Below are 12,792 nucleotides of genomic sequence, written 5' to 3'. Positions count from 1 at the left end.
TATTGATGCATTACATATTGCAAGATATCTTTACTGTTCCAAGGCAATTTTGGCATCATCAATAAATTGAAAAAACGATAATTTTTCATTGGACCCCGTAAACATTAAATTGGATGACAACTTAAATAAATGCGCCTCGGTTTCAAAAAAATGCATCATATAACCAGCAGTATTGACAAAAGCAACATACTCCCCTATTGCAGGTAATCTAGGCAAGGTTATTTTTCTCTTTAGCAACACATCTCTTTCCAAACAATAGGCTCCTGTAAAAAATACATCTACATTTTCGTTTTTTTCAACCTCAGAATTATATAACATAAATGGGTCTAAAAGAAAATCTGCGCTAGAACTCATCATTTGGCTCATATTCATTTCTAGACCTACCAACCACTGCCCTTTTGCATCTTTTTTGCGGTGAATTACTTTTGCAATTGTCATACCTACCTGATCCAATAATGATCTACCGGGTTCTATTCGCAATTCAACTCCATTCTTTACTAATAATGATGCTACCGACAAACCAGATTGAGTATCCATAAAATCCAGCACCTCTCTAATAAAACTTTCTTTGTTTATCGCATTAAAAAACGGATACGTATTCAGTTTACCACGTAGCTGACCATCTTCCAGTCTAAAACCAAGACCATTGTTGTTAAACGTAATATCATTGCTATCTTCTAAGACCGACTTCTTCAATTGTTCATTGAATGTATTCCATTCTTTTTCATCTTCTAAATAGTTCATTAGTATACCCCCACCTATATCAATAAAGGACATTGCATATCCTTTTTCTTTCAACTTTGAAAAAATTTGGATGCTGGCAACCAAACTTACGCTGCGTTGATAAGTGGAATATCCATCTAAATGAAAGTGAAGTCCGGTTACACTAAGCATATCAAAGGATTTATTGTCACCAACATATGATGCAATGAAATTTACTACCTCATCAACATCAAAACCAAAACGGCTATAAAGTTTTTCTTGGTTCACCGTAAATCCGCTAATGCGAAAACCTACATTTGCTTTTTGACCAATTCTTTTGGCAATTGCTTGGGTTAGTACACACTCGTCTTCATTATCCAATATGATAGGAACGCCATTCTTTATGGCCAATTCAATTTGTGGTTCTGTCTTAATTGCAGCTGTAAGCACTAAATTTTCACTATTACCACCTAATGCCAATGATTGTTCCAATTCTTTAAAACTGGCGGTATCTACACCAATACCCGATGCAAAAGCTTGTTTTACCAACCCTCTAGATTTATTGGCCTTTCTGGCATAGAAGATTCTATATTTTAATCCGTAACTCTCAAAAACTTGTTTGTACATCTCACAATTATTATTGAAAGATGGCAAATGATGTACATTGATCGGTGAACCATATCTTTCTACCAAACCTTTAACAACGGATTGTTCATTAAATAATTCATGCATCCAATCCGATGTTTTCGGTGTAAGTTGATATTTTGGTTTTCCTTTATAGTACATTTTCTTCTCTTCCATAATTTTCGGTGATTCTAGCTTTTTTTAATATGGTGTTACAGGTTTGCTTTGCCCAAATAGTTGCAAAATTGTTTCTAGACCTAGATAAAGTATCATTATCACAGGTTATTCCCTCAGTTGGAGTACCGTAAAATGTAATATGTGAGTCAACTTTACCATGCGCATTTATGGCATTACCGTTTTCATCTATATCTACACAACCCGGGGTATAACTGGTATTTAGTTTATTTTGAAACGCACGTACTAGACCGTTCTTTATTAAGTTTTGGTATAGCTCATTTTTAAATTCACCCTCTCTTGCTCTGGAAATGGTGGCATTGACTATGTAATTTAGTTCTGTAGCCTGGGCATCATTTAATTGCAAAGTATAATTGTCGTCCATGGTGTTTTCCGTAATGGTCGAAACTTTTAGATAAGTGAAATCTAAAATACCCGCTTTACACAATGCCAGCATTTTCTGCATATTCTGTACTGGCGGACCATATGACAATCTATTGAATAGTCCAAAATAGTACGTATCAAACAATTTATGCGAAGCGGCATCCAATCCTCCAAAACTGTACAGTTCATTGAATAACGGACTTATTTTGCGCCATGCGCCAACCGCAGCCATAAATGGACTTTCATTCTCTCCTTTTTTTGCTTCCTGTATTAAAAATTCTAGATAGCATTGTAAAAGCATAGTTGATAAAATAGGCTCATCATTAAAAGGATTTACTATGCTATCCCAATTAAAAACGGGTGATTCAGGATAATCTTCATGAAAGTACTGCACTTGATTTTCTAGTACGGTAAAATCTTCATCATAATAAAATTGATGCCCATAGTTTTTGAACAAAACACTGTAGTAAGCAAAATAGAATTCCTTCTTTATCAAGGGCAGTACCGTGCACTCAAAACTTACAGGTTTATTTTCCTTTAAGTGAGCCATACACTCTTGGGTAAAATAATGTAATTCTATAGAAGATTCAGTGGAACCATTTCTAGGTATCATTGGCAATCCGGTTCTTGAAAACGGATAAATTTTAAATGGTTCTTTACCAGATGCCTCGTATTTTAATACTCCTTTTTCATTTTTGACAAAAGTTCCTTCCCTACCCTCGGTCAACGCCAAAATAGCATCAATGGCGGTTAACCCGAAGCCTTTAATCCCCACTAATGAATCTTTTTTCAGATGTTTTAATGTATCATTGATAGGGTAAATAAAGTTTATCTTTTTAGCATTGTCAATGGATCTATCTCGTTGAGATCTAAACGTATTGTGACCAGTAGTAAAAAGTACCTTGTCACAATTAACCACGTATTCTTGTGATAGCCCATCATTTTTAAAATGCAACTGATATTTGTTATTATTCTTGACTACATTAGTAACCAAACCTATATGATCTATAACTTCTACATTGTCTGGTAAGTGTTCCATAACCTGATGATAACAATCTGATAAATATTCACCTACTAGCGCTCTAGGAGCATATGAATTAGGCGAAGTGCTTACATAATTGTTATTTATAAGCCATGATACAAAATCAGAAGTTTTAGGTACTACTGAAAATGGCTCTTGCAAAGCCCAACCAGAAATATTACCATTGGTATAATTCATGATCAAATACTCCGGTTGATCTTGTCTATAAACATCTCCAGAGGCTAAAAAACCCGTCGAATTAAAAATATGCACTTCTATGTGTTCAAACAGATTATAAGCTTTTATATATGCAATTAATCTTTCAAATGCATAGAAGCCTTTAGGTCCAAAACCTACAATGCCTATTTTATATGATTGTGTATTCTTCATAACATATCTCTTCTACCAACCGCCAATTGGCGTAAAAGCGTTTTTACTTTCCGGAAGTTCTTTTAATAACCAATCTCTATTATAAATGGTATCTAAATAACGCTCTCCACGATCGCATAGAAACAGTGCACAATTACTGTCCTGCTCCATTTTTTGACTGTATTTACGTACCGCACTGATCATTCCACCAGAAGATCCTCCACATAAAATGGCTTCTTTTTCAAGCAAGTTCCAGCATCCGCGGGCACAATCCACATCATCTACATACACATGATCATAAATTCTACTGGTATTTAAAAATTGAGAGGGCACACCGGCACCATGCCCCGGTATCAATCTCTTTAATGGTGGACCGCCAAAAAGAACACTTCCAACGGCATCAACGGCAATAATTTTGGTGTTCAAATGGTTTTCGTGGATATAATCTGCACAGCCCATTAGCGTTCCACAAGTACTTGTAGCAACGAATAAATAATCTAATTTGCCATGTAAAGAATCCATTAGTTCAGACATAGTTTCATGATGCGTTAAAGGATTATTTTGATTCCCATATTGGTTAGACCAATAACTGTTGGGTATTTGATCCAATAATTGTTGAACCCTCTCAAGCCTAGCCGCTAAATAGCCGCCATTTTTCTTGGGTACCGTAACATGCTCAATGCGTACGCCATAGGTTCTTAAAATCTTTTCTGTATGCGAATTTAGTTTGGGGTCCACTACGACTATAAGTTTTAAACCATAATACAAACAAGCTTGGGCAAGGCCCACGGCCATATTTCCAGAACTTGATTCTATAACGGTATCTCCCTTTTTAATAGTTCCGCTAGCAAGTGCCTGTTCTATAATATAAAGTGAGGTTCTATCCTTAATACTCCCCGCAGGGTTAGCTGCCTCTAGTTTACCAAATAAATTAAAATGTGAATCATCAAGAACGTTATTAAGCTTTACCAATGGTGTATTACCTACCGTGTCTATGATAGATTCTGAAATTGAGGTTATATTTTGAGTAATCATACCGTGCTTATCAATTAAATGCCCTTAAGCAATTGGATATTAATTTTGATAAATGTACCGGCATTACTTTTCTTACGATATCACGATAAAATATTATAGTAACTCTTTCAAATTTGACACTTTCAAAGGCTAACCAAAAAGTTGGCATTTCTTTAAGAATATTTAAAGTTAAAACCACCTTAAAACTCTAAAAAAAACCTTAATTTCAAGCGACTCAAACAAATACAAAAAATAGCATGGCAAACTTCAATTTAAAAGTTAATGGAAAAACCCAAGAAGTAGACGTTGACCCATCAACGCCAATGCTTTGGGTGCTACGAGATCATTTAAAATTAGTAGGTACAAAATTTGGTTGTGGTATTGCGCAATGTGGCGCTTGCACCGTTCATTTGGGCGACAATGCCGTTAGGTCTTGTCAACTACCCGTATCAGCGGTTGGCGAACAATCAATTACTACTATTGAAGGTCTCTCTGAAAACGGAGATCACCCAGTTCAAAAAGCTTGGTTAGAAGAAGATGTGTATCAATGTGGATATTGCCAGGCCGGTCAAATTATGAATGCCAGTGCATTTTTAAAGAGAAATCCTAATCCGACCGATACTGAAATTGAAGATGCCATGAACGGTAACATCTGCCGTTGTGGTACTTATACTCGAATTAAGAAAGCAATTAAAAACGCTGCAAGTAGTTCAAATGCGTAAAAGATTTGCACTCTAATTGAGATTTTAACCTTCTAAAAAAACAAAAAGATGACACTCATTAAAACTTCATATAATAGACGTTCCTTTCTAAAAAGTAGTACGCTAGCAGGTGGCGGAATGATCTTAGGGTTTAGCTGGCTTGCTTCATGCAAACCTACTCCAGAACAAATAAAAAGTATACCAAAGGAATGGTTCAACATTAATGGTTTCTTAAAAATTGCCGATAACGGTTTGGTAACCATAATGTCTCCAAATCCAGAAATTGGACAGAATGTAAAAACCTCAATGCCTATGATCATAGCAGATGAACTAGGTGTTGATTGGAAAGACGTTGTGGTTGAACAAGCCCCTTTGAATACCGATATTTTCCAAAGACAACTTGCTGGAGGAAGCCAATCTATAAGAGCTGGTTGGTCTGGACTTAGAATGGCCGGTGCCACAGCAAGACATATGTTAGTTGCTGCGGCAGCGGATGCATGGCAAGTAGATGCCTCTGAAATAACCGTTGACAATGGTGTTATAAGCCATACCGCCTCTGATAATTCCGCTGGTTTTGGGGAAATGGCCTCTAAAGCTGCTACCATGGCGGTGCCAGAAGAGGTTGCGTTAAAAGAAACAAGTGATTTCAATATTATAGGAACGGATAAAAGAAACGTTGACGGACCTAATTTGGTTACCGGTAAACCTTTATTTGGTATTGATATTCAAGAGGAAGGTATGATGATTGCAATGATCATACATCCACCAGCCTTTGGACTCACCTATAAATCAATGGATGCAGAAGCTGTAAAATCTATGCCCGGCATTAAAGATGTTTTCCCTATTGATGTTTATCCTGAAAATGTTGAAAAACAGTGGTCCGATGGTGGTGCAATTGCTAAATTGGTAGCCATTGTAGGGGATTCTACCTGGCAATGTATGCAAGCCAAAAAAGCGTTGAAGGTTGAATGGGAAGAAACTTCGACCTTAGAAAGTACCGAAGGCCATGATGAAGCATTGACTAAATTATTGAATTCTACTTCTAAAAAGCCTGCACGTAAAGATGGTGATGTGGCAAGTGCATTTAGAAAAGCCGATAAGATTATTGAACGTACGTATAGCGCACCATTTTTAGCACACAATACCATGGAGCCCATGAACTTCTTTGCAGATGTAAATGGAGAAAGGGCGTTATTGAACGGTCCCATACAAACACCTGAGTTTTTAGAAAAAACATTGGCTTCTAGATTAGGCTTACCGGTTGAAAAAATCGATATTAAAATGACCCGTATGGGTGGTGGTTTTGGAAGACGCCTCTATGGAACATTTGGAGTAGAAGCTGCGGTGATTTCACAAAAAATGCAAGCTCCCATAAAATTAGTATATACCCGAGAAGATGATATGACCCAGGGAACATATCGCCCTACCTACAAGGTAAAATATAAAGCAGCATTGGATAAAGAGGGTAACTTGCTTGCATGGCATGTTAAAGGTGCCGGATCTAATGACGACCTACTTTTTGAAAACAGGTTTCCTGCCGGTGCCGTAGATAATTACTTAGCTGAGAAGTTTAATTTAGAAACGGTAGTAACTACCGGAGCTTGGCGAGCGCCACGCTCAAACTTTGTTGCCGGTGCAGAACAAGCCTTTATTGATGAAGTTGCAGAAGCCGCAGGTAAAGATCCTATTGAGTTCAGACTGGAACTTTTTGACAGAGCAATTAAAAATCCTGTTGGTGAACCAGAGAAGAACGATTACGATCCCGAGCGTTATGCCGGCGTTTTAAAATTGGTAAGGGATAAATCCGGTTGGTCTAACGGGCAAGGTAGTGCAAAAAGAGGTGTTTCTGCCTATTACTGCCATAACTCTTATGTTGCACAAGTATTAGACTTAAATGATGATACAGATGCTCCAAAAGTTGATAAAGTATGGTGTGCGGTAGATTGCGGTATTGTAATCAACCCAATGGCTGCAAAAAACCAAATTGAAGGTGGTATTATAGATGGCATAGGGCATGCCACCTATAGTGAAATAACCTTTGAAAACGGGCAACCACAGCACAAGAATTTTGACACCTATCGCTTAATAAGACATAAGGAAGCACCTAAAGAAATAGAAACGTTCTTTGTGGATAACGGAATTGACCCAACAGGTTTGGGAGAGCCATCTTTACCTCCAATTATTGGCGCGTTGGCCAATGCCCTTTATAAAGCTACAGGACAAAGACATTATAATCAACCGTTTATTACGGAGAAATCCGTAATAGGTTAATACCCTTATGCTATTGTAATACTAAAACGCCAGAATAAAAATTCTGGCGTTTTTTTAGTTCATATTTTAAATTTCAATACTGCCCTCAAATAACTTCTAGAATCGTTATCTATTGTAAGTATGGTATTATTGTCTCCATCTTTTAGCTTATTGCTTAAACTAAAATTATAAGCCGCCCTTAAATCTAACTGAAAATGTTCTGTAATATGATACTCATATTGTAGACCACCATTGATCAAAGACATATTTATGAGTTCCGCAACATCCGTATCATTCACCAGTGCCCCATTCTGCACATTAGAAGTAAAACCATCTAATTGGGCAAACAACTTTATTCTATGTTTGTCCGATATATGGTATTGTAAATTGGTTTTGGGAATCCCCAAATTATATGACCAATCTGCACTAAATTTCTTGTAGTAGCTTATAAAAGGTAAAGGGAATAAATAGCCTCTATTTTGGGAATACGAAAGCCCTAAGATCAAACGTGATGGCTTATAGTCATCTTCATATTTTTTAATAAAAACCAAGTCTCCTGAAAAGACGATGTCATCAACCGTTAAATTTCTTGCCGTATGGTTTGTACTTATACCCGGCTGAAACCTTACCCCTAATCGCCAATCATTCTTTAGTGGCTGTGTATACCCTATGGTAAAATCAAGTATTCTAAAGTCATTTAATTGATTTCTATCAAACGGCAATTCTTCATCTTTAAAGCGAAGATGAATATTGCTATAATCAAACCCTAAAAACAAATATTTACCATCTCCCTTTAAAGGAATTGGAGCATTTATCAATACTCTAGAACGGGTATATTCTACATCAGAATTTTTATTGGGTATAAACGTAAAATCTATTCTTGCCAAATCGCTCAACTGTGCCGAGGCAGATCCGGTAATCAAAAATAAAAAAAGGATTAAAATTTTATGATGCATGTAATTGTACTTACCATCTAACTAATTAAGGATAATGCAAGTACGGTCTATTTATTGTACTCTTGTTGTTCTAATAAGCATAAAAGTATCTTAAAAGATTTACCTTAAACTACAAATTCAAATCTTTGGTTACCCTAGCCAATTCTTGATCGAATAATTCTTTAGTGACTTCCTTATTATAAAATGGGACCATTTCATTTAATTTATCTTTCCCTTGTTCCGATGCCACCAATTCTGGAAATGCTTTTTCAATAACATCGAGCATTATTTTAACAGAAGTTGAAGCACCAGGTGATGCACCCAACAAACATGTAATTCTACCGTCTTTACTACTTACCAATTGTGTACCAAACTCCAACGAACCGCCTTTAAATTCATCTTTTTTTATCGTTTGAACACGTTGACCTGCAATTACAATTTCCCAATCTTCATTTTTGGCATCCTTAACAAATTGACGCAATGATTCCATGCGATCATCAAAGCTCATGGCCACTTGTTCCAATAAATATTTTGTCAATGGAAGATTATGCCAAAACACGCCCCACATGGATGGTATATTATCAAAATTGATAGATTTAAACAGGTCTAAATAAGAACCTTCCTTTAAAAACTTAGGACTAAAACCTGCAAACGGACCAAACAACAATTCTCTCTTTCCATTGATATAACGGGTATCTAAATGCGGTACCGACATTGGCGGGTCACCAATACCTGCTTTGCTATATACCTTGGCGTTATGCTGATTTTTGATATCTTGATTTTTACAGACCAACCACTCGCCACTAACAGGAAATCCACCGTAGCCGTCTTTCTCCTCAATTTCAACCTTTTGCAGCAATAAAAGACTACCGCCACCGGCACCGATAAAAACATGTTCGGCATCGATTGTATTTTTCTTACCTGTTTCTAAATTTTTCATCTTCACCAACCATTCTTCATCATGGTCAGGGTCTATGTCTTCAACCTCTGTATGGAACAATACTTCAGTATCATATTCATCTTTAAGTATAGCAAATAATTTTTCCGTTAATGCGCCGTAATTCATCTCGGTTCCCCTATCTATTCGCGATGCTGCCATAACCTCATCTTCAGTACGATTATGCATCATTAAAGGAAACCATTCTTTCATTTTTTCAACTTCTCTAGTAAACTCCAATCGAGTTGAACATAAAATGCTCTTTAAAAGCTTTAAAACGATTTTCAAGATAGTTGGCGTTCTCTTCTCCCTTTACCCAGCTATGATGTGGAACGGGAGTGATGAATGTTTTAGGGTCTTTGATCAAGCCTTCCGCTACCAAATAAGACCAGTATTGCTTAGAAATTTCAAACTGGGTGCAGATGTTAATAGCCTTTCTAATATCTACAGCACCATCTTCGTTTTCTGGAGTATAATTCAACTCACATAAGGCAGAGTGACCTGTACCTGCATTGTTCCAAGCAGCAGAGCTTTCTTGTCCCACTTTACCTAATCGTTCAACGATCAGCACATTAAGATCTGGCTTTAACTGTTTTACCAATAAAGCTAATGTAGCACTCATGATACCTGCACCTACACATATTAGGTCATATTCTTCTCGTAAAACCATTATAAATTTTTAAAATGTAATATAAAATTAATCCATCACAAACTTAAAGCCTGCTGTAAGAATGCTGGAACTAAAGGTCGTATTCCTATCATATTTATAGAATTTTACATCTATACTTTTAAGTCCGAGTTTCCAGACATGCATTTTTGTAAAAATATCTGTGTAGGAAACTCCCATTCCAAATTGGTTTGCCGAATATTTAGACAAATCATAATCAGAGGTATAAAACGTATCCGTAGAAAATGCTTCTTCATATCCGTAAAAATAATCTGCCGCTGACTGCTGGTAAAATCTATAAGATGGGTATACCGTAAACTTATCCGTTAGCTTAATAGGCACTTCTACACTTGCCGTGTGCGAGTTAATACCCCAATCATCAAAATAATATCTATAGTAGGATCGTAACACAACACTTTCATTTATATACCAATTCAACCTTCCGCCACCTGCAACTTTAAAGCGGCTATCCGGTAATTGCTCAATAGCATCCGCAAGTTGAAATTCTTGAATAAATGAATCGGCTACATCTGCAAAATAAACGCGTTGAAAAGGTGTACTCAGTAAACCATCTTGCTTTACAAAATCTAAAGCCAATGAACCTTGAAGATTTTTACCTAGAATTTGAGAAAAGCCCAAACCTACCGAATAGGAGTTTCTTGTCTCATCTGTAAACTTCTCAAAAGTAGGACTGTAATCTGTGTTCCCGGTAATTGTTTTGTTTGAAAAGAATCCGTTATCCAACCCATTTGCCCCACTTGCAAAAGGTCTTAGTTCCGTAGGGTAAATGGGAGTCCAAGTATCTAGAAATATATTCGCATTAATACTTACCTCGGTATTTTTTTCATTGAAGAGCTTTGTTAACCCACCACCAAATCCGAATGAAAAATAATCATATTCCGATGACACTGATAGATTTCCGGAGTACATAGTATTTCTATCATCTGAACTATGCGTATATGTGCCGGACAAGTTGGTCCATACATCTGACCTAGAAGCTCCAGTACTTGCTACAAAAGCATCTGCCCTTTCGCTTCCATCAAATGGATCCACATTACTAGAAGATGCAGAGGTGTAGGCAGAAACACCAGCATCAATGGTTAAAATATCATCATCATTCAATGGTACCGATACTATAATAGTTCCCGTAACATCTGTAAGTTCCTCTGTACCAATACCACCGGTAACAGCAGCATTATCACCGTTTTGAGAATAGTAACTGCTCAAGAAATCTACTTCGGTAGTTTCCAACACACGTTTTTTATAAGAGTTGGTTACACCGGTATTTTGCTGGGCGTAACCAGCACCGCATAGCATACATGCAATGAGTAGCACTATAAATTTAAACTTATGTCTTTGTTGTTTCATTACTAACTAATTACAGCCGCAGCCTCCACCTGTTTTACCTCCGTTTGCACCTACCGCTGCTTCTCTATATGAATGCACGGTAATCACATTTCTATCGCACTTTTTATCTTGCAAGGTCATGTCAGGATCGTTGATATTTACTTTATCGTACTCCTTTAATACCGTGCAGCTACTAAGACCACCAATCATTACCAACACAATTAAAATCCTTTTCATTTTACTTATTTATTTGAATATTCTTAGATGTAATTATAGTACCCAAGTCGTCAATAATGATACACTCTACCTTTGGCAACTGCTCTATTCTATTTAAACCCACTTCTTTACCCATTACAAAAACAGATGTTGCAAGCGCATCTGCAAGTTCTGCCTTTGGGGCAAATACTGTTACGCTAACTATTCCCGTTGCCGGATAACCGCTACGGGGATCAATAATATGTGTATATCTGGTATTATTAAAAGTTACGTACTTCTCATAATTACCGGAGGTGACCACCGCTCCATTATCCAAGGGTAATAATGCAAACACCTTGTTCTTATTCATTGGGTTGGTAATGGCTACTTGCCAACTATCACCATTAGGTTGCTTTCCCCAAGTATTCATATCTCCAGATGCATTTATAATACCTGCTACCACACCTCTGGAAATCAATAGTTCTTTTGCCTTATCCGCCGCATAACCTTTTCCTATTGCTCCAAAACCTATTTTCATACCCTTCAATTTGAGGAAAACGGTATGATCCTTTTTATTCAAAAGGATATTTTGATATCCTACTTTAGATACTGATGCTTTAATGGTTGCTTCCTCAGGCATTTTAGTCATGCTACCGTCAAACCTCCAGATGTTATCCATTGATGCATAACTGATATCAAAAGCACCATCGGTCAATGTAGAAATTCCTATTCCCCTTTGTATTAAATTGAACAATTCCGCATCAACTTTAACAGGTTGTACTCCTGCGTTTTTATTAATTTCCGATGTCTGTGAATTTGGATCCCAAGAAGAAATCAACTTTTCTATTCTTGTTATTTCACTGACAGCCAAATTAATATACTCTTGACCTTCAATAGGATCTTTAGCTACAACCGTAATATCAAAACGGCTACCCATTAATTTTATAGTACGCTTAAAAGGCTCTTGAGCCAGAAGCTGCCCAACAGAACATATCATTACTATGAGAACTAGTTTTTTCAAGCTATTTTATGAATGAATTTAATTCTGCAATGTATTCTTTTGGTGACAGTTTTTTATAACTGGTTTCGCCATAAACTTTACCATCCGCATTCATTACTACCACGAAGGGGAAGATACCTTGACGGTTGTACTTTTCTGCTAAAACCTTGTTCTTATTTAATTGCACTACTGGCAATGCATTCTTTTTTCTACGTGGAAAATCTGCTTGTAACATAATATAATGGTCCATGGCATACTCCTTAAACTCATCTGTTGACCACACCGATCTATCTAATTTAATACAAGGTGCACACCAATCTGAACCTTGAAAAACAAGGACAATAGGCAAATTGTGAGTTTTAGCAAGTTCTTTTGCTTCAGTAAAATCCGTCTGCCAATCTTGGGCAATAGCGGTACCTAACCCTATGACCAACATCAAAACTGTAATTACGTATTTTTTCATAAAATTCAA

The 12,792-nt window shown here is 36.7% G+C and carries 12 protein-coding genes; 2 read left to right on the top strand and 10 right to left on the bottom strand.

Annotated features, from left to right (window positions below; all coding sequences use genetic code 11):
• Positions 1-30: 30 nt before the first annotated feature.
• The 3 genes from B2Z27_RS10345 to sbnA are packed head-to-tail and all read right to left on the bottom strand — an operon-like array spanning position 31 to position 4,309.
• On the bottom strand, positions 31-1,503 hold the full coding sequence (locus B2Z27_RS10345) for a Y4yA family PLP-dependent enzyme (RefSeq protein ID WP_286813585.1): 1,473 nt from the start codon (positions 1,501-1,503) through the stop codon (positions 31-33).
• Positions 1,478-3,295, bottom strand: a complete 1,818-nt coding sequence (locus tag B2Z27_RS10340) for an FAD/NAD(P)-binding protein (protein ID WP_286813584.1) — start codon at positions 3,293-3,295, stop codon at positions 1,478-1,480. Before B2Z27_RS10340 ends, B2Z27_RS10345 begins: the two co-directional genes overlap by 26 nt.
• 12 nt (positions 3,296-3,307) lie before the next feature.
• The gene (sbnA, locus tag B2Z27_RS10335) at positions 3,308-4,309 is read right to left on the bottom strand and encodes a 2,3-diaminopropionate biosynthesis protein SbnA (protein WP_286813583.1); all 1,002 of its coding nucleotides are present in this window, start codon (positions 4,307-4,309) and stop codon (positions 3,308-3,310) included.
• Between the two features lie 236 nt (positions 4,310-4,545).
• On the opposite strand from sbnA, the gene B2Z27_RS10330 reads away from it, so the two are divergent.
• Both B2Z27_RS10330 and B2Z27_RS10325 read left to right on the top strand, forming a co-directional pair.
• Positions 4,546-5,010 carry a (2Fe-2S)-binding protein gene (locus tag B2Z27_RS10330; RefSeq protein WP_058105492.1) on the top strand — a complete coding sequence of 155 codons (465 nt, stop codon included), beginning with the start codon at positions 4,546-4,548 and terminating at the stop codon, positions 5,008-5,010.
• A gap of 48 nt (positions 5,011-5,058) precedes the next feature.
• Positions 5,059-7,260 carry a xanthine dehydrogenase family protein molybdopterin-binding subunit gene (locus B2Z27_RS10325; RefSeq protein WP_286813582.1) on the top strand — a complete coding sequence of 734 codons (2,202 nt, stop codon included), beginning with the start codon at positions 5,059-5,061 and terminating at the stop codon, positions 7,258-7,260.
• A 59-nt stretch (positions 7,261-7,319) separates the two neighbouring features.
• Here B2Z27_RS10325 and B2Z27_RS10320 read toward each other — a convergent pair whose 3' ends face one another.
• The 7 genes from B2Z27_RS10320 to B2Z27_RS10290 form a co-directional block, all read right to left on the bottom strand.
• Entirely contained in the window at positions 7,320-8,195 is an 876-nt protein-coding gene (locus B2Z27_RS10320) for a DUF6268 family outer membrane beta-barrel protein (RefSeq protein WP_286813581.1), read from the bottom strand.
• 109 nt (positions 8,196-8,304) lie between these two features.
• Positions 8,305-9,351, bottom strand: a complete 1,047-nt coding sequence (locus tag B2Z27_RS10315; RefSeq protein WP_286813580.1) for a malate:quinone oxidoreductase — start codon at positions 9,349-9,351, stop codon at positions 8,305-8,307.
• Entirely contained in the window at positions 9,338-9,781 is a 444-nt protein-coding gene (locus B2Z27_RS10310; protein WP_286813579.1) for a malate:quinone oxidoreductase, read from the bottom strand. The genes B2Z27_RS10315 and B2Z27_RS10310 overlap by 14 nt, the downstream gene beginning before the upstream one ends.
• 27 nt (positions 9,782-9,808) lie before the next feature.
• Positions 9,809-11,095, bottom strand: coding sequence for a DUF3570 domain-containing protein (locus B2Z27_RS10305; RefSeq protein ID WP_286813636.1), 1,287 nt, complete (start codon positions 11,093-11,095; stop codon positions 9,809-9,811).
• 57 nt (positions 11,096-11,152) lie between these two features.
• On the bottom strand, positions 11,153-11,362 hold the full coding sequence (locus B2Z27_RS10300) for a DUF4266 domain-containing protein (RefSeq protein ID WP_286813578.1): 210 nt from the start codon (positions 11,360-11,362) through the stop codon (positions 11,153-11,155).
• 1 nt (position 11,363) lies between these two features.
• A complete protein-coding gene (locus B2Z27_RS10295; RefSeq protein WP_286813635.1) occupies positions 11,364-12,317 on the bottom strand; it encodes an FAD:protein FMN transferase in 954 nt (317 codons plus the stop codon).
• A gap of 25 nt (positions 12,318-12,342) precedes the next feature.
• Positions 12,343-12,783: a thioredoxin family protein gene (locus B2Z27_RS10290; RefSeq protein ID WP_286813577.1), complete on the bottom strand. Its 441-nt coding sequence runs from the start codon at positions 12,781-12,783 to the stop codon at positions 12,343-12,345.
• Positions 12,784-12,792: the final 9 nt, after the last annotated feature.

This window comes from Maribacter sp. UBA3344, from assembly GCF_002362375.1.
Lineage (GTDB): Bacteria > Bacteroidota > Bacteroidia > Flavobacteriales > Flavobacteriaceae > Maribacter > Maribacter dokdonensis.
This window is presented reverse-complemented; position numbering and strand designations above follow the sequence as displayed.

Coding starts and splice junctions, on each gene's coding strand:
- B2Z27_RS10345 (WP_286813585.1), bottom strand. CDS start 1,503: ATGGAAGAGAAGAAAATGTACTATAAAGGAAAACCAAAATATCAACTT.
- B2Z27_RS10340 (WP_286813584.1), bottom strand. CDS start 3,295: ATGAAGAATACACAATCATATAAAATAGGCATTGTAGGTTTTGGACCT.
- sbnA (WP_286813583.1), bottom strand. CDS start 4,309: ATGATTACTCAAAATATAACCTCAATTTCAGAATCTATCATAGACACG.
- B2Z27_RS10330 (WP_058105492.1), top strand. CDS start 4,546: ATGGCAAACTTCAATTTAAAAGTTAATGGAAAAACCCAAGAAGTAGAC.
- B2Z27_RS10325 (WP_286813582.1), top strand. CDS start 5,059: ATGACACTCATTAAAACTTCATATAATAGACGTTCCTTTCTAAAAAGT.
- B2Z27_RS10320 (WP_286813581.1), bottom strand. CDS start 8,195: ATGCATCATAAAATTTTAATCCTTTTTTTATTTTTGATTACCGGATCT.
- B2Z27_RS10310 (WP_286813579.1), bottom strand. CDS start 9,781: ATGGTTTTACGAGAAGAATATGACCTAATATGTGTAGGTGCAGGTATC.
- B2Z27_RS10305 (WP_286813636.1), bottom strand. CDS start 11,095: ATGCTATGCGGTGCTGGTTACGCCCAGCAAAATACCGGTGTAACCAAC.
- B2Z27_RS10300 (WP_286813578.1), bottom strand. CDS start 11,362: ATGAAAAGGATTTTAATTGTGTTGGTAATGATTGGTGGTCTTAGTAGC.
- B2Z27_RS10295 (WP_286813635.1), bottom strand. CDS start 12,317: ATGATATGTTCTGTTGGGCAGCTTCTGGCTCAAGAGCCTTTTAAGCGT.
- B2Z27_RS10290 (WP_286813577.1), bottom strand. CDS start 12,783: ATGAAAAAATACGTAATTACAGTTTTGATGTTGGTCATAGGGTTAGGT.